Origin of the sequence: Tenacibaculum sp. E3R01 (genome assembly GCF_003318185.1) — a bacterium.
Lineage (GTDB): Bacteria > Bacteroidota > Bacteroidia > Flavobacteriales > Flavobacteriaceae > Polaribacter > Polaribacter halocynthiae.
In genome coordinates this window covers 6442-29739 of sequence record NZ_QOCC01000012.1, presented here as the reverse complement: position 1 = coordinate 29739, position 23298 = coordinate 6442, and the positions used below count along the sequence as shown (strand labels likewise).

Below are 23298 nucleotides of genomic sequence, written 5' to 3'. Positions count from 1 at the left end.
AATATGATTTATTTTATTTTTCTTCTGGCCAAGTACTTACTACGTTTCCTACCTCATCATAAGCTTCAAGCTTAATTTTATTATTACTATCTATTATAAACTTCGCTCTAGTTTTTCCATTATCATCGTATAAAAACAATCCGTTTTGCTTTCCTGGTGTTTGCCCTAGAGCTACTCTTGGAACACCTCCCAATAAGCCTTTCTTTCTATACTCTTCGTATTTTTCTTTACGTTTCTTTCTATCTTTTATTTCCTTAAGTTCTTTATTTATATGCATCACATTTTCTTGTGTTTCATAATCACCTCGGTCATTAAACACTAGTCGTCCTGCTTTATATCTTTTATCCCCAACTTTTGTATCTGTTGTTATTAATTGCATTACTTGATCACCTCCGTACTGATCAAATGTTAGTGATAGTCCAGAACTATGCCCTTTCTTAGTTTTTTTCCCATCATAAACAAATCCACCACACTCTTTTCCATCTTCAGTGTAAAACAACATGCCTGCTCGTTTTGTTCTTTTATGGTAAACTCGTCCATTAACTCTATCTCCTTCGCTAGGAAAATTTGAGGCATTCGTAATTAACATTTTTACAGTACCATCATCTTCTACAATATTGATTTTTTTCACATCAATAGTATCAAATTGAGTGTTTTTTTTACTTTTAAAAGCTAGTGTTGTTACCACACCAATAGCAAGTGAAATGCTAACTGCAAATGTTCTTAAAAATAGTAGTTCTTTCTTAGTATTCATTTTAAATATTTTTATCGGTTTTACACTTCAAAAGTATTTGATTAGTAGTTTTGAAAAAACATCATTCTTATGAGCTAAGGAAAAATTATCATGAACACAGGAATTTTTATAATAAAAAAAGCCGCTTATATTTCTATAAACGGCCATTTGATTAAAATAACAATAGATTATATTATAGTACTCTGTCCCATATGAACATTTTGGAAGTTAAAATCTGTATCATCTTGATTTTGGATATAATCTGAAATAAAATCACCAACTTTACTCGTAGAAAATGGATTTTCTGGATTAATATCTTCAGTAGTAACCCCTAATTCTAACGATTTTTGAACCGCTTTATCAATAGTTTTTGCTTCCTCATACAATCCTAAATGCTCTAATAGCATTGCAGCTGATAAAATAGAAGCTAAAGGATTTGCTATATCTTTTCCTTTTGCTTGTGGAAAAGAACCATGAATTGGCTCAAACAAAGCATTTTCTTTTCCAACTGAAGCAGAAGCTAATAAACCTATAGAACCACCAATTACACTAGCTTCATCAGAAATGATATCACCAAATAAGTTTTCGGTTAAAATTACATCGAACTGTTTTGGATTTAGTATTAACTGCATTGCTGCATTATCTACAAACAAGAAATCTAAAGCTACATCAGGATATTGATCAGCTAAAGCAGTTACTGTTTTTCTCCACAGTCTTGATGTTTCTAATACATTTGCTTTATCAACCAATGTTAATTTTTTACGCCTAGTTTGTGCAGCTTGAAAAGCTAAATGTGCAATTCTTTCTATTTCTTCTACTGAATACGAACAACCATCAAAAGCAATTTTACCATCTTCACTAATCTCTTTTATACCGAAATAAATACCTCCAGTTAATTCTCTAAAAATACTAATATCAGTTCCTTCAATTCTCTCTCTTTTTAACGGAGAGTTTTGAATTAATTTATCATATGCCTTTACTGGACGTACATTACAAAACAACCCTAACTCTTTACGTAAACGTAACAAACCTTGCTCAGGACGTACTTTAGCTGTTGGATCATTATCATATTTAGGATCACCGATTGCTCCAAATAAAACAGCATCTGATTTCCTACATAAAGCTACTGTTTCATTAGGTAAAGGATTCCCTGTTTCATCAATAGCACAAGACCCCATAAGTGCTTCTTTATACAAAAATGTATGGTCAAAAACATCTGCTACTGCATTCAATGCTTTTTTTGCTTGAGCTGTTACCTCAGGTCCTATTCCATCTCCTGGTATTACTGCTATATTTACTTTCATTATTATTTTTTTTATAAAAAATTTTAATCTCTTTTACATTAAAAAGGTACTAAAATGGTTATTTCTAAACTAAATTATTTTCAAAAACTTCTATTTCTTTCTTCTTACTTACCAAAAAATCAATATCATCATATCCATTTAATAAACATACCTTTTTATAAGGATCTATTTCAAATTTAATAGTATCTATTGATGTTTTCAATAATTGATTTTCTAAATCAATTATAATCTTAGCTTCAGGATTTCTAGTTACTTTTTCTAATAACTCTTTTAAAAACTCTTTTGAAACTTGAATTGGTAGAATACCGTTATTTAAAGCATTTCCTTTAAAAATATCAGCAAAAAAACTACTTATAACTACTTTAAAACCGTAACCTGATAATGCCCATGCAGCGTGTTCTCTACTTGACCCACAACCAAAATTATTTCCAGCTATTAAGATACTTCCACTATACTTTGACTTATTTAAAACAAAATCTGTATTCTTACTACCATCTTTGTTGTAACGCCAATCTCTAAATACGTTATCTCCAAACCCTTTCTTATCTGTCGCCTTTAAAAAACGAGCAGGAATAATTTGATCTGTATCTATATTCTCAGTAGGTAATGGTAGTCCGGTATCTATTAGTTTAACAAACTTTTCCATTAATTTAAATATTTTGTAAAGTTTATAATTTTTCCTTCTACGGCTGTAGCGGCTGCAGTTAAAGGGCTTGCTAAAATTGTTCTTGCTCCCTGACCTTGTCTACCTTCAAAATTTCTATTAGAAGTTGACACACAATACTCACCAGCTGGAATTTTATCATCATTCATAGCTAAACATGCTGAGCACCCTGGCTGACGCATTTGAAAACCTGCTTCTTCAAAAATATTTTGTAGCCCTTCTTCTTGAATTTGCTTAGCTACTTGTTGTGAACCTGGAACCAACCACGCATTAACATTAGATGCTTTTTGTTTACCTTTCACATAGTTTGCAGCTACCCTAAAATCTTCAATTCTAGAATTTGTACAACTTCCTATAAATACGTAATTAACAGGCGTATTCAATAAACTTTTACCTTTTTTGAAATCCATGTAATCTAATGATTTCTCAAATGAATCATCATTATTGGTAGGAATATTTTCTGATATTTTTATTCCCATTCCAGGATTAGTACCGTAAGTTAACATTGGTTCAATATCTTCTGCTTCAAAGGTATATTCTTGATCAAAAACAGCATTCTCATCAGTCTTCAATGTTTTCCAGTACGCTACTTTTTTATCAAACCCTTCAGCTGTAGGAGCAAACTCTCTACCTTTAACATACTCAAAAGTAGTTTCATCTGGTGCAATCATACCTCCTCTGGCTCCCATTTCAATACTCATATTACAAACTGTCATACGGCCTTCCATTGACATTTCTTCAAATACATTTCCAGCATATTCACAAAAATATCCTGTTCCCGAGTTTGTTCCTAATTTAGCTATAACATATAAAATCACATCTTTAGGTAACACTCCTTTTTTAAGTTTTCCGTTTACGTTTACACGTAAACTTTTAGGCTTCTCTAGTAACAAACATTGGCTTGCAAATACCTGAGCCACTTGACTTGTTCCAATACCAAATGCAATTGTTCCAAAAGCTCCATGTGTTGATGTATGACTATCACCACAAACCATTGTCATTCCTGGTTGGGTAATTCCCAATTCAGGCGCCATAACATGTACTATTCCATTATACTTATGCCCTAAACCATATAACGTAATGTTGTTTTCTTCACAGTTTTTAGTTAGTTGCTCTAACTGATTTCTAGACAATTCATCTTTTATAGGTAAATGTTGATTTACCGTTGGTGTATTATGATCAGCAGTTGCAACCGTTTTATCTGGTCTTGCAATTGGAATATTACGCTCTTTTAACTCATTAAAAGCCTGCGGACTTGTTACCTCATGAATTAAGTGTTTATCTATATATAAAACTTGAGGTCCATTTTGTACAGTATCAACTACATGCGCATCCCATACTTTATCAAATAATGTTTTTCCCATTAGGCTAATGCTACTTTTGATAATTTATTTACTTGTTTCATTATTTGATGAATATCTTCATCTATTACTTCTTTTTGTCTGTCTGCAAATTGTAAGAATGTTTTATATGCAGTATCAAGCTGAATTTTTGTTAACTCATACCCTACTTTTTTAGCTCTATATGCTAAAGCAGCTCTACCACTTCTTGCAGTTAAAACTATAGCACTTTCAGTAACTCCTACCTCTGCTGGATCAATAATTTCATACGTTTCTCTATTCTTTATTACTCCATCTTGATGAATTCCTGAACTATGAGCAAAAGCATTTGCTCCTACAATAGCTTTATTAGGCTGTACAAACATTCCCATTTTTTCACGAACCATTATACTTGTATCGTATAATAATTTTGTATCAATATCTGTAGTTAAATTTAAATATGGATGTTGCTTTAAAATCATTACAACTTCTTCTAAGGCTGTATTCCCTGCACGCTCACCAATACCATTAATAGTACATTCAATTTGACGTGCTCCATTGATTGCTCCGGCAATAGAATTTGCAGTTGCAAGTCCTAAATCATTATGACAATGACATGAAATTATTACATTCTCAATTCCTTTTACATTATCCTTTAAGTATTTAATTTTTTCACCATATTCTTCTGGCAAACAATACCCTGTAGTATCTGGAATATTTAAAACCGTTGCTCCTGATTTAATTACTTCTTCACAAACTTTAGCTAAAAATTCATTATCAGTTCTTCCTGCATCTTCAGCAAAAAACTCAACATCACCTACAAAATTTCTAGCATAAGCAACAGCATTTTTTGCTCTAAAAATCACTTCATCTTTAGAAATATTAAATTTATGCTTAATATGTGATTCACTAGTACCAATACCCGTATGAATTCTTGGTTTAATAGCCACTTTTAAAGCCTCTCCTGCTACTTCTATATCTTTTTTAACAGCTCTGGTCAATCCACATACAGAAGCATTTTTAACTAATTTAGCTATTTCGTTTACTGATGTAAAATCACCAGGGCTTGAAACAGGAAAACCAGCCTCAATTACATCAACACCCAAGATATCTAATCTTTCAGCAATTATAAGCTTTTGTTTAGTATCTAATTTACATCCTGGAACTTGTTCTCCGTCTCTTAATGTAGTATCGAAAATTTGGACTTTATCATTTCGCATAATATAAAATCTTTTATCTTATTATAAAATCAAATGTATATATTGGTTTTTCTAAACAACCCTTTTTAAAAAGGTCGTTTACGAAACTTAACTAAACAGAAAATAATACAAAATACTCTATATCAGCAATTTATGAGTAAAACAATTACATCAATCAATCAACAAAGTGACTCACTTTTTATTTTAATAAAGTCATTATCTAAATCTGAAAAACGTCAATTCAACCTATATATTGGGCGTTTAGGAGGTAATGTTGATGCAAAATTTTTTGCTCTTTTTAAAATTTTAGAAAAGCAAAAAACTTATGATGAAAAAGCTATTATAAAAAGTGGTGTAGTTAGTAAACAACAACTATCTAACTTAAAAGCACATTTATACAAACAAATATTAACAAGTTTACGCTTAAATCCTGCTCATAAAAATATTCGAATACAAATTAGAGAACAACTAGATTTTGCTACAGTATTATATTTAAAAGGGCTATATAAACAAAGTTTAAAGCTTTTAGAGAAAGCCAAAAACATGGCTATTGATAGTGAAGAGAAAAATATAGCTTATGAAATAGTTGAATTTGAAAAAATTATAGAAAGTCAATACATTACGCGAAGTATTAATACTAGAGCTGATGAGCTTACTGTTCAAGCCAAAAAATTAAGTCAACAAAATGTAATAACTAGTAAACTTTCAAATTTATCATTACAACTGTATGGAATTTTACTTAAAACTGGATACGTTAGAAATGATGAAGAATTAAAAAAAGTTAATGACTATTTTGATTCAAGGTTACCAAAATATGATTTTAAAACTCTTGGTTTTAGAGAGAAACTATGGCTATATAAAGCTAATTTGTGGCATAGTTTTTTAACTCAAGACTTTTTATTAAGTTACAAACATGCAAATAAGTGGGTGTCTTTATTTAAATCGGATTCTAAAAACATTTTATTACACCCTGTTTTTTATTTAAAGGGAATTAATTATTTACTTGAAAGTTTATTTTTCATTAAACATTTCAATAAATTTAAAGAAGAATTTGCTTTGTTTGAAGAGGGAATTAAAAACCAAACCATTCCAAAAAACAGTAATACAGAAATTCTTATTTTCCAATACTACTATGCTAATTTATTACACTTACATTTTTTAGAAGGGACTTTTAAAGAAGGTGAATATTTAGTAGATATTATTACCAATAAAATAGAAGAATACAAAGGATTATTAGATAATCATCACATTGTTGTACTGTATTATAAAATAGCCTGTTTATATTTTGGTATGGGTGATAACAAAAATTGTATCCTGTATTTAAATAAAATTATTAAGTCAAAAAATTTACATGTTGCTGAAGACCTGCAATGTTTTGCACGAATTTTAAGTTTAATTGCTCATTATGAATCTGGTTTAGATTATTACCTAGAAATACAATTTAAAGATACCTATCGTTTTTTACTAAAAATGGAAAACTTACAAGAAGTACAAAAAGAATTTATTTCTTCAATTAGAGCTTTAGGAGATGTTTTTCCTCATCAAATAAAAAATGAGTTTAAAAAAATCCATACTCGTCTAAAAGTTTTTGAACACCACCCTTATGAAAAAAGAGCATTTTTATATCTAGATATTCTTTCTTGGCTTGAAAGTAAAATAGAAAACAAATCTGTTTCACAAATTATTCAAGAAAAATTTAAACAACTAAGTAAATAATTAAAAAACATTTATATATATTTGACCCGATGTTAATTAACGAAAGAAATATTACTATTCTAAATACCGAGTTTACTACTACGGTATCTTTCGTTGGCACAACAACAATTTCTACTACAATTACTATTACCCTTTAGGGGGTTTCTTTATACATATAATCTATTAGGTCCTATTTATATTTTCAAAAGAATTGAAAAAAGATAAATAACAACTAAAATTCTATAATCAAATATTTTTATACCTTTTAAAATGAAAATTTTAAAATTTGGAGGTTCATCAGTAGCCAACAGTCAAAACATTGCCAAAGTAGTTCAAATAGTATCAAATACAGCTGCTAAAGAAAAAGTAGCAGTAGTAGTATCTGCTTTTGGAAAAACAACAAATAAGTTAATAGCTTCCGCTAATAAAGCTGCAAGTAATGAAGTTAATTACATTGATCTTTTTAAGGAGGTTAAACAACACCATTTACTGGTTATTTCTGAACTAGTAAACAAAAGTGAACAAGATAAAGTTTCACAAAAAGTGAATACCTTATTTAACCAATTACAAACTTTATTAGAAGGTTGTTTTTTACTAAAAGAAGTTACTCCAAAAACAATGGCAACTATAAGCGGTTTTGGAGAACTATTATCTTCTTACATTATTTCTGAAGTAGCAAAAAACAATTTAGATGCAACTTATAAAGACAGTAGAGAACTCATTAGAACCTCTAACGTTTTTGATAAAGCACAAGTAAATTTTGTGGTAACTAATAAAAACACTCAAGAGTTTTTTAATCAAAACCCTCATCAAATAACTATTCTACCTGGTTTTATTGCCAAAACAGAAAGTGGACTTTCGACTACCTTAGGTAGGGGTGGTTCTGATTATACAGCAGCTATTTATGCTGCAGCTTTGAATGCAAACGAACTACAAATATGGACAGATGTTAGTGGTATGTTTACGGCAAACCCAAGTGTTGTAAAACAAGCATTCCCTATACCACAAATATCGTATCAGGAAGCTATGGAGCTTTCTCATTTTGGTGCAAAAGTAATTTACCCTCCTACGATTCAACCTGTATTAGAAAAAGAAATTCCTATTGTTATTAAAAACACTTTTGATCCTAATAATGTTGGAACTTTAATTACCAAAGAAGCAAAAAGTAGTAATCTAGTAAAAGGAATTAGTCATATAGAAAATATTACTCTTTTAACACTAGAAGGCAGTGGAATGGTTGGAGTTTCAGGAGTTTCAAAACGTTTATTTGAAACACTTTCTAACCAAGATATTAATATTGTATTAATTACACAAGCGTCTTCTGAACACTCAATTTGTGTTGGTATATATGATGAAGATGCAGAAAGAGCTAGTCAAGCAATTAATAACGCTTTTGAAATTGAAATAGAACGTCGTAAGGTAAAACCTGTAATTATTGAGCAAGGACTAGCTATTTTAGCTTTGGTAGGTGACAACATGAAAAACCATCAAGGATTAAGCGGACAAATGTTTAGTGCATTAGGTAAAAACAATGTAAATATTAGAGCTATTGCTCAAGGAGCATCTCAAAAAAATATTTCTGCCGTAATTGATAGTAATGATGCTAAAAAAGGATTAAATACATTGCATGAGCAATTTTTTGAAGAAAAAATAAAACAACTTAATTTATTTGTGACTGGTGTTGGTAATGTAGGTGAGCGATTTTTAGCTCAAATACACCAACAACAACAATATTTAAGAGAACATTTAAAAATGAATATTCGTGTTGTTGGTATTGCTAATTCAAGAAAAATGGCTTTTGACACTGATGGTGTTGATTTGAATAACTGGAAAGAAGTATTAGCAAAAGGAGAGCCTGCTACATTAAATGATTTTTTTGATAGAGCTAAAACTTATAACCTTCGTAACTCTGTTTTTGTAGATAATACAGCTAATAAAGAAGTGTCAGAAGTTTATGAAAATTATTTGCGCACTAATATTGCAGTAGTAACTTGTAATAAAATAGCCTGTGCTTCTGATTTAGAAAACTATAAAAAACTAAAAGAAGTATCTAGAAAATTCAACGCTCCATTTTTATTTGAAACCAATGTAGGAGCTGGGTTACCTATTATAGACACATTGAAAAACTTAATTGCTTCTGGTGATAGAGTTCATAAAATACAAGCAGTTTTATCTGGTAGTTTAAATTTTGTTTTTAATAACTTTAACGCTACATCTACATTTCATGATGTTGTAGGAGATGCACAAAAACAAGGATACACCGAACCAGATCCTAAAATTGATTTAAGTGGAGTTGATGTAGCTAGAAAAATATTAATCCTTGCTCGTGAAAGTGGTTATGAACTGGAATTATCTGATATAGAAAATAACTCTTTCTTACCTGAAAAAAGTTTAAACACTACTAATAATGAAGATTTTTATACTAGTTTAACTGAATTTGAATCTCATTTTCAGGAAATTTTCAAAGAAGCAAATGATAAAGGTTGCCGCTTAAAATATGTAGCAGAGTTTTCAGAAGGAAAAGCAAAAGTTGGATTACAGCACATCCCTTCAGATCATCCTTTTTATAACCTAGAAGGAAGTGATAATATCGTATTATTTTTTACAGACAGATATCCAATAAATCCTTTACTTATAAAAGGTGCTGGAGCTGGTGCTGATGTTACTGCCTCAGGGATTTTTGCTGATGTTATTAGAATAGGTAATAATTAAATGATAAAATGGACACCTACCATAATATAACTTATTTAGTAGAATCATTAATAAATAATAATTTTCAAAATAGAAGAAAATTATACCAAGAAGGAATTACAAATACTGATACCAACTTGTTTTTAATTGCAAAAAAATGAAATATATAAAAATATTTGCTCCAGCTACCGTTGCTAATGTTTCCTGCGGATTTGACTCTATGGGATTTGCTGTAGACACCATGGGTGATGAAATGACATTTACAAAAACGTCAACAAAGGGAGTAAAAATAACACAGATTACTGGTGCTAAGGGTTTAAGTCTAGATCCAACAAAAAATGCTGCTGGTGTAGTTGCTTTGGCTATGTTAACTAAGCATAATATTGATTTTGGTATTGAAATTACTATGCATAAAGGGTTTTCTCCTGGTAGTGGTTTAGGTAGTAGTGCTGCTAGCTCAGCAGGAGCTGCTTTTGGTATAAATGAATTATTAAACAAACCTTTTACTAATTTAGAGTTAACTAAATTCTCTATGCTGGGAGAAAAAGCTGCTTGTGGAACTCCTATAGCCGATAACGTTGCAGCAGCTGTTTATGGAGGTTTTGTGCTGATTAGAAGTTACGAACCTTTAGATATTATAAAATTACCAGTGCCTGATGAATTACAATTAGTAGCAATTCATCCACAAATTGAAGTAAAAACAAAAGATGCTCGTGAAGTTTTACCTGAAAAAGTTCCATTAAAAAGTGCTGTAACTCAATGGGCAAATGTAGGTGGATTAGTTAGTGGTTTATATACCAATAATTACCAATTAATAAGTAATTCATTAACTGACGTTATTGTTGAACCTGCGCGTAAGCATTTAATTCCTCATTTTGATTTAGTTAAAAGCGAAGCTATTAAAGCTGGTGCTTTAGGTGCTGGTATTTCAGGATCTGGACCAACTATTTTTGCCTTATGTAAAGGAGAAGAAACTTCAAAAAATGTGCAGAGTGCAATACAAAATTCATATGCGGATAAAAAAATAGACTTTACTTTATTTTCATCAAAAATAAATACGCAAGGTGTTCGAATTTTAGAATCAAAATAAAATGATTTACTATTTATCATCGAATTTATTTCGACGGTAAAAAACAAAATAATATTGTAAAAAAACTACATTGCTACATGCAATGCAACACACAAACAACACAAAAATGAACTATTATAGTCTTAATAAAAAATCACCTAACGTAAGCTTTCAAGAAGCTGTTGTTAACGGATTAGCTCCAGATAGAGGTTTGTATTTCCCTGAAAACATTACCCCTTTATCAAAAGATTTTATTGATAATATTGATAACTATACTAATCAAGAAATTGCTTACGAAGCTATTAAACAATTTGTTGGTGATGAAATTCCTTCAGATGTATTAAAACAAATTATTTCAGAAACTTTATCATTTGATTTTCCTGTTGTGCCAATAGAAGAAAATGTTAGCACTTTAGAACTTTTTCATGGTCCAACAATGGCTTTTAAAGATGTTGGTGCTCGTTTTATGGCTCGTTGTTTAGGCTATTTTAATAGAGACAACAATAATAAATTAACAGTATTAGTAGCTACTTCAGGAGATACTGGAGGAGCAGTTGCCGATGGTTTTTTAGGTGTAAAAGGAGTAGACGTAGTTATTTTATATCCAAGTGGAAAAGTTAGTGATATACAAGAAAAACAATTAACTACGCTTGGGCAAAATATTACTGCTTTAGAAGTTGATGGTGTTTTTGATGATTGTCAAGACATGGTTAAAACAGCTTTTTTAGATACAGACATCACCCCAATTTTAACCTCTGCCAACTCTATAAATGTTGCTCGCTGGTTACCGCAAATGTTTTATTTTTTCTTTGCCTATAAACAAGTATACAAACAAAAAAAAGAAGTTGTTTTTTCAGTGCCTAGTGGAAATTTTGGTAATATTTGTGCAGGTATTATGGCTCAAAAGTTAGGCTTACCTATTAAACATTTTGTAGCCTCAACTAATATAAATGATACTGTTCCAAATTATTTAACAAATGGTGTTTATGAACCTAAACCTTCAAAAGCAACCATTTCTAATGCTATGGATGTTGGTAACCCAAGTAATTTCATACGTATCCAAGAGTTATTTGAAAACAATATTGAAGCTTTAAAAAATGCATTCTCTTCATTCTCTTTTACTGATGAGCAAACTCGTAAAGCAATGAAGTTAATCTATCAGAAAAGTGAATATGTCGCGGATCCTCATGGTGCAGTTGGATATTTAGGTTCAAAAGAGCATCAAAAAATGCATCCAAATGATTTGTGTATTTTTTTAGAAACTGCTCATCCTGTTAAATTTTTAGATGTCGTTGAAAACACACTTAATACTCAAGTAGCAATTCCTGAGCAAATTAAATCTGTAATTGATAAAGAAAAAAGTGCCTTTCAAATTAGTAATTATGACGGTTTAAAAACATTTTTAAATAGTTAATACCCTATAATAATTTTAATACAATATTAAAAACACTTCTTACTTAAAATAAGAAGTGTTTTTTTATGATTTTTTTCCTATTGATAAAACGAAGAACTTATTAAAAATTAACGTAACACCTGTATAAAACTTGCGTCAAATAAATATGAAATTTGAAATATCTGAATACCCAAGCTCATATTTAGCAATTGAATTTAATGAAAATGAAAAACTTATAACTGAAAAAGGAAGTTTGATATATTGTAATGGAGAATATACTTTTGAGAATAAAATTGAAGCCAAAAACTACAAAAATTGGATTGCTAAAATATTTGGTGGTAAAAGTTTAACTTATAATATATATACTGCAAAAGAAAATTTAAAAATGGCATTGTCTACTAAAGATAATTCTGAGATATTTAAAGTTGACATTACTGAAGATAATCCAATTTTATTTGAACCAGATTTACACTTTGCAAGAACAATTAATTTAGAAATTAAATTAGAGCAAAAAGATTGGAAAAGCACACTAAATGACGGGCTTAAATTAAAGACTATTGGAAGTGGACAATTATTTTTAAAAGGCTATGGTAAAATTATCAAACAAGAAATAGACTCAGAAAAACCTATTTTTATAGATGAAAATGCTCTTATTGCTTTTGAAGATAAACTTGAAGTAAAAACAATTTCAAGAGGAGTTAAAGAACTTATTACAAGTGGTGAAGGTTTTATTTTTTCTATAAAGGGAAAAGGAAACATTTGGATTCAAACAAGAGAAAAGGGAGAATATTCAAGCAGTGGTGGGGTTTTAGATGGTATATTTAGTTTTATAAAGTAAATTACATAGTATTTAAACAATTCTATTCTACAAAAAAGTAATTCTTAATTCCTAGAATTCATCTTAATACATACTATAACATATTTTCTTTTATAATAATTTCAGTACTTTTACAAACCGAACGGTCGGTTTGAATATTATGAGTATTAAAAAAGATAATGTAATTAAAGTAGCTACAAAATTGTTTGCTGAAAAAGGATTCGAAAACACATCAATTGCAAATATTTGTTCTGTAGCTAATGTATCAAAAGGTTTAGTGTATCATCATTTTGAATCAAAAGAATCGATATTAATAGAGATTTTCACTCAAACTACTGATCAAATGATAGAAATGAACATGGAAACTAAAAAATTAATAGCTCCAAATATTCAATTACAACAATTAATAGAAACAATATTTACACAATTACATCAAAACAAACACTTATATCAATTTAACTTGAATATTATGTTTCAACCATCTACGAAAAAAATATTAAGTGAGCAGATAGAAAGAAGAGCTAATATTTTATTCAACTCGGTTAAAAACATATTTGACCTAATATCACAAGAAAGAAGTACTATGCTAACTTATATTTTTATTGCAGAAATTGATGGAATAGCATTAAACTATTTATCAGTGTTTAATAAATACCCTATAGAAATGATTAAGCAAGAATTATTAAATAAATACAAAAACATCAAATAAATGATACGAAAATATAATGAAAATGAAATCCCTATTCTAGTAAATATTTGGGAACAAGCTTCTTCTATTGCGCATCCTTTTTTAACTCAAGAATTTACAAAAATAGTAAAAAAGGCAATGACAGAAATGTATCTTCCTGGCTCTGACACCTGGGTTTACACTGAAGCTAATAGTATTGTTGGATTCATATCAATGGTAGAAAATGAAATTGGTGGATTATTTGTAAATCCTGAATTTCATTCAAAAGGTATTGGTACGTTATTAATAAAACATATTGAACAAATTCATGAAGAACTAGAAGTTGAAGTTTTTGAACAAAATAAAATTGGTAGACCTTTTTATGAAAAATATGGATTTAAGAAAACTAAAGAATATTTTCATAAAGAGTCTAATCAAAAAGTAATAAGAATGAAAAAAAATTTTAACATAAAACAATAAAAAAAGACAGACCTGTCTGTTTGTTGTTGTTTTATTATATATTTGCATTGTGAAACGCTCTCAAATAAAAGATAGAATTATTGAAACCGCCTCCTTATTATTTTATAAGAATGGTTATAATTCAACGGGAATAAACGAAATTATTTCAGAAACAGGAATAGCTAAAGCAACTCTTTATAATCATTTTAAATCTAAAGAGGAAATATGTTTAGCATACCTAAGGTATAAAAACACTACTTTTATTACAGATATTAAAGCTTACACTTCATCTAAACCTAAAGGAAAAAATCAAGTACTTGCTATTTTTGATTTTCTTGAGTTATTTTTTAATGACAAAGATTTTAACGGTTGTTGGTGTATTAAAACTGTTTCAGAAATCCCTATAGATAATACAGTAATTCGAAACGAAATACAAAATCAAAAAAACGCTTTTATTCAATTAATTTTTGACTTATTAGCAAACAATATGGAAAGTATCGTAGAGAAAGATATGAACTCTATTGCTAAACAAACATATCTACTTTACGAAAGTGCTGTAGGTGAAAGTCATTTGCATCAATCTAATTGGCCTATAATTGAGGCTAAAAATATTTGTTCAAAAATCATATCGTAAAAAAATTTACACAACACAAGACAGACCTGTCTGTCTTATTTTAATTATTTAAAAACACATATAAAATGAAAGAATTCAATAACAAAGTAGCCTTAGTAATCGGAGGAACAAGTGGAATAGGTAATGCAGCTACAAATGTACTTTTAAATGCTGGTGCAACAGTACACATTGTAGGAAGAAATGTAGATAAAGTAGCTGATGCTCCGAACCTTATTAAACACTCAGTAAATATTTCAAAAATTGATGAAGTAGAAACGTTGATATCAAAAATCACATCTCTAAATACTTTAGATTATCTTGTGAATGCTTCAGGAATTTTTGGACCAAAGCCATTTCTTGAACATACCATAGAGGATTATGACTCTTATTTAGATTTAAATAGAGGTTTCTTCTTCATTACTCAAAGCGCTGCTAAAAAGATGAAAGATACTAACGGAGGCTCTATTGTAAATGTAGGATCAATGTGGGCTAAGCAAGCTGTAAAAGCTACTCCTTCATCTGCTTATTCAATGCAAAAAGCCGGTTTACATTCTTTAACTCAACATTTAGCTATGGAATTAGCTGATGATAATATCCGAGTAAATGCAGTATCACCAGCCGTTGTTAACACTCCAGTTTATCATGGTGTTTTTGGAGGAAAAGAAGAGGCTGAAAAAGCTTTGGAAGGCTTTAATAACTTTCATCCTATTGGAAGAAATGGAACTCCTAACGACGTTGCAAATAGTATTTTATTCTTACTTTCTGATAAGGCATCTTGGGTTACAGGAGCTATCTGGGATATTGATGGAGGTGTTATTGCTGGTAGAAACTAACAAAGCATAAAAATAATATAATAGCGATTTAGGTCTATACTCAAACCGCTATTATATTTTATTAAGTATATTGCTACTTAATATAAAAGAGCAAATTCGTTAATTTCTACTAATACTTTACTAATAATAAAAAAATGAACAGACTACTTAAAATATTTATTTCTCTAATAGTCATTATTAGTAATATTAGTTGCGACCAAATTACCAAAGAAAAAGCCAGGGTTGAAATTGAAAAAAATGAAATCATTGAAGTTATAAATGATAATTTTATTCTTACAAAAGTTGAGAATACCGGAGCAGCAATGAGTTTAGGTCAAAACTTGCCTCCAAAATTAAAAATCATCATCTTACAAATCCTCCCCCTTCTAACATTGATTTTGATGTTTTTTCATACAATAAGGAAAAAAGAGAGTACAAAACTAAATCTAATTGCTTTTTCTTTTATTATTGGAGGAGGTATTGGAAATATATATGACCGGATTTTATACAACTCAGTAACAGATTTTATGTATATAAAATTAGGTACATTTCATACTGGTATTTTCAATATGGCAGATGTGTCTGTAGTTGTAGGAGCTCTTTTACTATTCCTAAATTATGCTAAATTAGAAATGGATAAAAAGAGGTTTAGTTATTAAAAATGTATGTTAGCTATGAACATAAATTAATTACTGATTGAGAAAATAAAAAAAAAGTCTCAATCTGGTGTTATTAATAACAACTAATATCACTTAAGCTATGATTGGTAAATATGAAATAGAAGATACTTTACTATCTATGGAAACTACTAAAAAAATAGTAGGCTATTTTGGTCTTTCACTTTATTACTTAACAGAGGAAGATATTAATACTTCTTTCAACAAGAAAACTTTACAAAGATTACAAAATACTAAAAACCTAGATAGCGAGAAACAAATTATATTATTTATACTAATTCATACACTTATCAGGGATACCAAAACTAAAAAGGTATACTCATAAATGCTTTAAAGCTATGTTTGATATCAGTAAAATTAAAGAGTTTTCAGTTGAAGAGTTTATAGACTATATCGATTATAACAAAATTGATAAGCAAACAATTACAGAATTAATAAAAGAAAATTATTTGACTGATATAGATTTAAAAAAACTAATTTATAATGTAAATATAAGCTATGAAAGACTTAACAAACCATTAGAATTGGAGTTAAAAATATTCTACCTTTTTTTTCCTTTTGGAATAGTAAACGCTTTTCTTTCTGACCATGATGAAGATATTAAACGATTTGAAGAATTTAGATTTATAAAAAAATTAAGCAATATTACCTTTGCTCTTTTATAGGTAGTATTACTTATTTTTTAGTTGGAATAACTCTAAGTATTTTCATTTAACTATAGAATGCAAGAACGGAGAATCAGAATACTTTTAAACTCTAAATATCTCTAAGACCAAAAATTATTAACAAAAAACCAGCTACAACTCCTTTAAAAGTAGTAGACTTATCCCACAATTTTTTGTCTCTTTTAGATAATTTATAAGCTAAAAGAATAATTACTATTCCCAACAATATAGATAATGAACCGTATGGCATTTTTTAACTTAAAAATTTATATTATTATTACAAATTGAGAAAAATCAACATAATATTACTTGTTAAAATAAAATTAAGCAGTTTTTCTTATACAAAAGGACTGAATAATAAAAAACAGCCTCAAAAAGTTAACTTTTTGAGGCTGTTTTTTTAATCACTTATATAATCTTTCTAGTACTCAAAAGTACCATACTCACTTTTAATAGTTAATTTTTTGGTTTCAGAGGCCTCTACTCTACCTATAATTTGCGCATTTACATTAAACGATTTAGAAATAGCTATAATATCTTCTGCTATTTCAGGAGATACATATAACTCCATTCTGTGTCCACAATTAAATACTTGATACATTTCTTTCCAATCAGTTTTAGATTGTTCTTGTATTAGTTTAAATAATGGTGGTATTGGAAACATATTGTCTTTTACAATATGATTTTTATCTACAAAATGTAAAATTTTTGTCTGTGCTCCTCCTGAACAATGAACCATTCCATGAACAGTATCTGATTTGTATTTTGAAACTATTTCTTTAATGATTGGAGCATAAGTTCTAGTTGGAGATAGTACTAATTTACCTGCATCAATTGGAGAATTCTCAACTTTATCAGTTAGTTTAGTATTTCCAGAATACACTAAATCAGCAGGAACTGAAGCATCAAAACTTTCAGGGAATTTTTCTGCTAAATATTTATGAAAAACATCATGACGAGCAGAAGTTAAACCATTACTTCCCATTCCTCCATTATACTCTTTTTCATAAGTTGCTTGTCCAAAAGACTCTAAACCAACTATTACATCTCCAGCTTTAATATTAGCATTATCAATAACATCTTCTCTTTTCATACGAGCTGTTACAGTAGAATCAACAATAATAGTACGTACTAAATCACCTACATCAGCAGTTTCCCCTCCAGTAGAATGTATTGTTACACCAAACTTTTTTAATTCAGAAATTAATTCTTCTGTACCATTTATAATTGCAGAAATTACCTCGCCTGGAATTAAGTTTTTATTACGTCCGATGGTTGAAGACAACATTATATTATCAGTAGCACCAATGCATAACAAATCATCAATATTCATAATAAGTGCATCTTGAGCAATTCCTTTCCATACGGAAATATCACCAGTTTCTTTCCAATACATATAGGCTAATGAACTTTTAGTTCCTGCGCCATCAGCATGCATTATTAAACAATAGTCATCATCATTCGTTAAATAATCTGGCACTATTTTACAAAACGCCTTTGGAAATAATCCTTTGTCTATATTTTTAATAGCATTATGAACATCTTCTTTAGACGCTGAAACTCCTCGCTGTGCGTATCTTTTAGAAACTTCTTGACTCATGGTAATATATTGTTGTGTTGTGGGTGCGAAATTACTTTAAAAACAGGTAAATATCAAAGTAAATACTATTTTAATATTTATCGTAAAAAACAACATGCATAGTTTAAAAAAGAAATAAGTTTTTCATTTAATAACAAATTATAAAAGTTAAAATCGCCACTCACCTACAAAAACTTACATTTCAACTAATTCTTAAAATTAAACTTGCTTATTAAACTATATTTATAATGTAATTTAAATTATAAATAGATATTTAGCATTTAAGAAAAGAAGAATTCCTGGGGGACTACTTCTTTTCTTTTTTTACCCAGCCCATACTTAAAGGACTAAAAAAACATTTTAGATATATCAACTCAGGGTAATTGAGTATTCACCTAATGGTTATCCCTAAATTATATTCAGGGCTTTTCCCTATTTTTTATAACACTGATATTTACTAACTTAGCTTTAATTATTGTTATAATAAAAAGTGTAGTAGGTTTTATTATGATATAAATTACTAAAAGGTTCTTGTAGTAGGGGACCTTTTTTAGTTTTCCTTACTTTTTTTTCTTCGTTCATACAAAACAGTATCTCTCCAGACACCATCTAATTGAGCAATTTTCTCACGAAAACCAATTAATCTAAAATCATTTTTCTCATGTAGTTTTATACTAGCTATATTTTCAGGAAATAAACTAGAATACAAAGTCCAAATACCTTCTTTATTTGCTGATTTTATCAAAGTATTCATTAATAAACTTCCAACTTTTTTACCAACTGCATCTAATTTAACATAAACACTAACCTCAGCAACACCTCTATATTCATACCTATTAGAAACTGGAGCTATAGCACACCAACCAATAATTCTTTTATTTTCTACAGCTACAAATCGGGAATGCTCATAATGCAGATCATTCCACTCTTCCCAATCAGGAACTTTAGTTCTAAAAGTAGCATTTTTAGTTTCAATTCCTTCTTTATAAATATCTGATACTTTCTTCCAATGCTCTTTAAAAAAAATTGTAACATAAACAGAATTACTCATTAGTCTATAGTTTTTAGCTCAGCTCTTTTTCAAAACATACACTACTTTCAACATCTTTATATTGACCATAATTAGGCACTACTATATATCCATTTTTTTTATATAGAGTTAATGCATCATTCATAACGTTACTAGTTTCTAGAATTGCAGCTTTATATCCCCACTCTTTTCCCCAAGTTTCTAATTCATTTAAAATGCCAGTTGCAATCCCCTTACCTCTATATTCATTTTTAACATACATTCGTTTAACCTCAATTGTAGTTTTATTATGCATTTTAAATGCTCCACAAGCAATAGGAATTTCATTAAAATAAGCAACAATTACATTTTGTAATTTATTCATACTATTAAATTGCCTAAAAAAAGAATCATCTTCTCCATTAATTCCAGTTAAATAATCATCCAATTCCTTTACTAAATAAAGAAAATGGTTGTTATCAGAATTGGTTCTTTTATATACTATTAGGCTGTTCATTATCTTGTAAACAATAATTCTCTGTATTTAGTTAGTGGCCATAAATTATCATCTACTAATAATTCTAATTTATCTGCATGATACCTGATTTCTTCGAAATATGGTTTAATTTTATTACAGTAAGCATCAGCATTCTTTTGTCCCTTTAATTTATTTACTTCTTTTCTTTCATCTGTCATTTTTTCTATTTTAGAATTAATTTCAGCAATATGGTTTGATATTTTTTTTATTAATTCTATTTGTTCTTTTGCATATTTCTCGAAACTTTCTCCAAATATTTCTTTCAACCCTTTTACATTCTCTATCAATGTATTTTGATATTGAATTGCCGTAGGTATTACATGGTTTCTTGCTACGTCAGCTAAAACTCTACTTTCTATTTGTATTCGCTTTACATATTCTTCAAGTTCAATTTCATGTCGTGCTTCAACCTCTACTTTATTCATCACTCTCATTTCTTCAAAAAGAGCAATTGCTTTTTTTGAAATCTTTGCTTTTAAAGCTTCTGGTGTTGTTTTGTTGTTACTCAATCCTCGTTTCTTTGCTTCTTTTTCCCAAGCGTCACCATACCCATCACCTTCAAAACGTATTTTTTTTGATGCCTTTATATATTCTCGTAACACATTAAACACAGCTTCATCTTTCTTTAATTTTTTAGCATCTACCAAACTATCTACTTCAGTTTTAAAATCTTTAAGCTGCTTTGCTATAATCGTATTCAAAACTGTCATTGGTCCTGCACAATTTGACCACGACCCTACAGCTCTTAACTCAAATTTATTTCCAGTAAAAGCAAATGGTGATGTTCTATTTCTATCAGTATTATCTAATAATATTTCAGGTATTTTACCTACTATATTCAATTTTAAATCTGTTTTTTCTTGAGGCGATAATTTCCCTTTCGTTACATTCTCTAACTCATCTAAGACTTCTGACAACTGAGAACCAATAAATACAGAGATAATAGCTGGCGGTGCTTCATTTGCACCTAAACGGTGATCGTTACTTGCACTTGCAATAGAAGCTCTTATTAAATCTTCATAATCATGAACTGCTTTTATCGTATTTACAAAGAAAGTTAAGAATTGTAGATTTTTCATGGGGGTTTTCCCAGGACTTAAAAGATTTACGCCTGTATTGGTAGACAAGCTCCAGTTATTATGTTTTCCAGATCCATTAATACCTGCAAATGGCTTTTCATGAAACAACACTTTAAAATGATGTCGGTGAGATACTTTTTCCATCACATCCATTAATAATGAATTATGATCTACCGCTAAATTTGCTTCTTCAAAAATAGGTGCTAACTCAAACTGATTAGGAGCCACTTCATTATGTCTTGTTTTAACAGGAACACCAAGTAACATAGATTCTTGTTCCAAGTCACGCATAAAATTCATTACTCTACTAGGGATCGATCCAAAATAATGATCATCTAATTGTTGCCCTTTTGCTGAAGAGTGCCCTAACAAAGTTCTCCCAGTCATCATTATATCAGGCCTAGACGCTGCTAAAGCTTTATCTATTAAAAAATATTCTTGTTCCCAACCTAATGTTGCGTTTACCTTAGTTACATTTTTATCAAAAAATTTACAAACTGCAGTTGCAGATTCGTCAACAGCTTGTAACGCTCTTAATAAAGGAGCTTTATTATCTAAAGCCTCACCTGTATAAGCTACAAATACTGTTGGAATACATAATGTTGTTCCGTAAATAAAAGCTGGAGATGTTGGATCCCAAGCTGTATACCCTCTAGCTTCAAAAGTATTTCTAATTCCTCCATTAGGAAACGATGATGCATCTGGCTCTTGTTGTACTAGTTGACCTCCATCAAAACGTTCCATAGCTCCTCCTCCTTCTATTGTTTCAAAAAAAGCATCATGTTTTTCAGCTGTTGCTCCTGTTAAAGGTTGAAACCAATGTGTATAATGAGTAGCACCTTTAGAAAGCGCCCAATCTTTCATGCTAACTGCAATTTGATCTGCCTTTTTTCTATCTATTTTAGTTCCGTACTCAATTGCATCCATTACACTTTGATAAGCTTCTTTCGTCATATATTGACGCATTGCTTGCTCATTAAACACATTCTTACCAAATAGTTCTGAACGTTTACTTTTTTCCTCAACAATAACTGAACCTCTATTAAGCGTTTCCTTTAACGCATTAAACCGAATAGCCGACATATATATTATCCTTTTTTAATACTTTTCAAAAATACTAATTTAAAAATAAATAAACCCCTAAAAAAATAGGGGTAAAATTAAATTATAGCTAATTTTTAAAATTTACCCCTATAAAATTTGGGGGTAATTAAAAAAATATTCATTTTTGCATCGTAAAACAATACAACAGTAATATCAAAATTAAAAATCATGAGTAAATCTAAATTAGAGTATATATGGTTAGATGGTCATAAGCCAACCCAAAATATGCGAAGCAAAACTAAGGTTGAAGATAATTTTAGTGGTAAATTAGAAGACTGTCCAGTATGGTCTTTTGATGGAAGTTCAACAGAACAAGCGTCTGGTGGAGCTTCTGACTGCTTATTAAAACCTGTAGCAATTTACCCAGATCCTGTTAGAAGAAACGGTTTCTTAGTTATGGCTGAAGTTTTAAATGCTGATGGTACTCCACACGAATCTAATGCACGTGCTACTATTGATGATGACGATTCTGATTTTTGGTTTGGATTTGAACAAGAGTATTTTTTAATGGATTCTAAAACAGATTTACCTTTAGGTTTCCCACGTGGTGGTTTCCCTGGTCCTCAAGGAAAATACTATTGTTCTGTAGGAGGAAGATACACTTGGGGTAGAGATGTTGTTGAAGAACATGCTGATTTATGTATTGACGCTGGATTAAACTTTGAAGGAATTAATCAAGAGGTAGCTCCTGGACAATGGGAATTTCAATTATTTGCTAAAGGTGCAAAAAAAGCTGGTGATGAAATTTGGGTAGCTAGATATTTATTAGATAGATTAACTGAAAAATATGGTTATTACATTGAATACCACCCTAAACCAGTAAAAGGTGATTGGAATGGTTCTGGTATGCATGCTAACTTTTCAAACACTACATTAAGAACTTGTGGTTCTAAAGAAACTTACGAAGCTATTTGTGAAGCATTCAGGCCTGTTACTGAAGAGCACATTGATGTATATGGTGCTAATAATGATGAGCGTTTAACTGGTTTACATGAAACTGCTCACGTATCTGACTTTAGCTACGGTGTATCTGATCGTGGAGCTTCTATCCGTATTCCTATTATTACTGTTGAAAAAGGATGGAAAGGATGGTTAGAAGACAGAAGACCTGCTTCTAATGGTGATCCTTATAAAATTGCTGGAAGAATTATTAAAACTGTTAAAAGTGCAAAAATCTAATTTAGATTTTATCTATAAAAATAAAACACCTCG

The 23298-nt window shown here is 29.8% G+C and carries 23 protein-coding genes; 13 read left to right on the top strand and 10 right to left on the bottom strand.

What is annotated here, in order from left to right; genetic code table 11:
* Window positions 1-13: 13 nt before the first annotated feature.
* The 5 genes from DS884_RS01665 to DS884_RS01645 form a co-directional block, all read right to left on the bottom strand.
* Window positions 14-754 carry a hypothetical protein gene (locus tag DS884_RS01665; protein ID WP_113785536.1) on the bottom strand — a complete coding sequence of 247 codons (741 nt, stop codon included), beginning with the start codon at window positions 752-754 and terminating at the stop codon, window positions 14-16.
* Window positions 755-921: 167 nt separating this feature from the next.
* Window positions 922-2037, bottom strand: coding sequence for a 3-isopropylmalate dehydrogenase (gene leuB / locus DS884_RS01660; RefSeq protein WP_113785535.1), 1116 nt, complete (start codon window positions 2035-2037; stop codon window positions 922-924).
* A gap of 64 nt (window positions 2038-2101) precedes the next feature.
* Complete coding sequence (gene leuD / locus DS884_RS01655) at window positions 2102-2683, bottom strand: 3-isopropylmalate dehydratase small subunit (protein ID WP_113785534.1); 582 nt, start codon at window positions 2681-2683, stop codon at window positions 2102-2104.
* Window positions 2683-4065 carry a 3-isopropylmalate dehydratase large subunit gene (gene leuC, locus DS884_RS01650; RefSeq protein WP_113785533.1) on the bottom strand — a complete coding sequence of 461 codons (1383 nt, stop codon included), beginning with the start codon at window positions 4063-4065 and terminating at the stop codon, window positions 2683-2685. Before leuC ends, leuD begins: the two co-directional genes overlap by 1 nt.
* The gene (locus DS884_RS01645; RefSeq protein WP_093870427.1) at window positions 4065-5240 is read right to left on the bottom strand and encodes a 2-isopropylmalate synthase; all 1176 of its coding nucleotides are present in this window, start codon (window positions 5238-5240) and stop codon (window positions 4065-4067) included. The genes leuC and DS884_RS01645 overlap by 1 nt, the downstream gene beginning before the upstream one ends.
* Window positions 5241-5372: 132 nt before the next feature.
* On the opposite strand from DS884_RS01645, the gene DS884_RS01640 reads away from it, so the two are divergent.
* The 12 genes from DS884_RS01640 to DS884_RS01585 all read left to right on the top strand — a co-directional run bounded on the left by DS884_RS01640 (window position 5373) and on the right by DS884_RS01585 (window position 16777).
* Window positions 5373-6935, top strand: a complete 1563-nt coding sequence (locus tag DS884_RS01640; protein ID WP_113785532.1) for a hypothetical protein — start codon at window positions 5373-5375, stop codon at window positions 6933-6935.
* Between the two features lie 249 nt (window positions 6936-7184).
* A complete protein-coding gene (gene thrA, locus DS884_RS01635; protein WP_113785531.1) occupies window positions 7185-9626 on the top strand; it encodes a bifunctional aspartate kinase/homoserine dehydrogenase I in 2442 nt (813 codons plus the stop codon).
* Window positions 9627-9762: 136 nt separating this feature from the next.
* Window positions 9763-10695: a homoserine kinase gene (locus DS884_RS01630; RefSeq protein ID WP_093870424.1), complete on the top strand. Its 933-nt coding sequence runs from the start codon at window positions 9763-9765 to the stop codon at window positions 10693-10695.
* Window positions 10696-10801: 106 nt separating this feature from the next.
* On the top strand, window positions 10802-12088 hold the full coding sequence (thrC, locus tag DS884_RS01625; RefSeq protein WP_113785671.1) for a threonine synthase: 1287 nt from the start codon (window positions 10802-10804) through the stop codon (window positions 12086-12088).
* Between the two features lie 145 nt (window positions 12089-12233).
* The gene (locus DS884_RS01620; protein WP_113785530.1) at window positions 12234-12905 is read left to right on the top strand and encodes an AIM24 family protein; all 672 of its coding nucleotides are present in this window, start codon (window positions 12234-12236) and stop codon (window positions 12903-12905) included.
* Between the two features lie 139 nt (window positions 12906-13044).
* A complete protein-coding gene (locus DS884_RS01615) occupies window positions 13045-13593 on the top strand; it encodes a TetR/AcrR family transcriptional regulator (protein WP_113785529.1) in 549 nt (182 codons plus the stop codon).
* Complete coding sequence (locus tag DS884_RS01610) at window positions 13594-14031, top strand: GNAT family N-acetyltransferase (protein WP_113785528.1); 438 nt, start codon at window positions 13594-13596, stop codon at window positions 14029-14031.
* 49 nt (window positions 14032-14080) lie between these two features.
* Window positions 14081-14644, top strand: coding sequence for a TetR/AcrR family transcriptional regulator (locus DS884_RS01605; RefSeq protein ID WP_113785527.1), 564 nt, complete (start codon window positions 14081-14083; stop codon window positions 14642-14644).
* A gap of 65 nt (window positions 14645-14709) precedes the next feature.
* A complete protein-coding gene (locus DS884_RS01600; protein ID WP_113785526.1) occupies window positions 14710-15456 on the top strand; it encodes an SDR family NAD(P)-dependent oxidoreductase in 747 nt (248 codons plus the stop codon).
* A 134-nt stretch (window positions 15457-15590) separates the two neighbouring features.
* Entirely contained in the window at window positions 15591-16094 is a 504-nt protein-coding gene (gene lspA / locus DS884_RS01595; RefSeq protein ID WP_113785525.1) for a signal peptidase II, read from the top strand.
* 100 nt (window positions 16095-16194) lie between these two features.
* Window positions 16195-16437, top strand: coding sequence for a hypothetical protein (locus tag DS884_RS01590; RefSeq protein ID WP_093870417.1), 243 nt, complete (start codon window positions 16195-16197; stop codon window positions 16435-16437).
* Between the two features lie 13 nt (window positions 16438-16450).
* Window positions 16451-16777 (top strand): hypothetical protein, encoded by a 327-nt coding sequence (locus tag DS884_RS01585; protein ID WP_113785524.1) that lies wholly within the window; start codon window positions 16451-16453, stop codon window positions 16775-16777.
* A gap of 91 nt (window positions 16778-16868) precedes the next feature.
* On the opposite strand, the gene DS884_RS18375 is transcribed toward DS884_RS01585, so the two are convergent.
* The 5 genes from DS884_RS18375 to DS884_RS01565 all read right to left on the bottom strand — a co-directional run bounded on the left by DS884_RS18375 (window position 16869) and on the right by DS884_RS01565 (window position 22065).
* On the bottom strand, window positions 16869-17027 hold the full coding sequence (locus tag DS884_RS18375; RefSeq protein WP_158530810.1) for a hypothetical protein: 159 nt from the start codon (window positions 17025-17027) through the stop codon (window positions 16869-16871).
* Window positions 17028-17198: 171 nt separating this feature from the next.
* Complete coding sequence (locus DS884_RS18785) at window positions 17199-18377, bottom strand: AIR synthase related protein (protein ID WP_093870412.1); 1179 nt, start codon at window positions 18375-18377, stop codon at window positions 17199-17201.
* Window positions 18378-18906: 529 nt separating this feature from the next.
* Window positions 18907-19407: a GNAT family N-acetyltransferase gene (locus DS884_RS01575; protein ID WP_113785523.1), complete on the bottom strand. Its 501-nt coding sequence runs from the start codon at window positions 19405-19407 to the stop codon at window positions 18907-18909.
* Between the two features lie 13 nt (window positions 19408-19420).
* Window positions 19421-19882 carry a GNAT family N-acetyltransferase gene (locus DS884_RS01570; protein WP_113785522.1) on the bottom strand — a complete coding sequence of 154 codons (462 nt, stop codon included), beginning with the start codon at window positions 19880-19882 and terminating at the stop codon, window positions 19421-19423.
* Window positions 19882-22065, bottom strand: coding sequence for a glutamine synthetase III (locus DS884_RS01565; protein WP_113785521.1), 2184 nt, complete (start codon window positions 22063-22065; stop codon window positions 19882-19884). The genes DS884_RS01570 and DS884_RS01565 overlap by 1 nt, the downstream gene beginning before the upstream one ends.
* A gap of 189 nt (window positions 22066-22254) precedes the next feature.
* Between DS884_RS01565 and DS884_RS01560 the strand changes: the two genes are divergently transcribed.
* The gene (locus tag DS884_RS01560) at window positions 22255-23265 is read left to right on the top strand and encodes a glutamine synthetase beta-grasp domain-containing protein (protein ID WP_093870408.1); all 1011 of its coding nucleotides are present in this window, start codon (window positions 22255-22257) and stop codon (window positions 23263-23265) included.
* The last annotated feature ends 33 nt before the right edge of the window (window positions 23266-23298 follow it).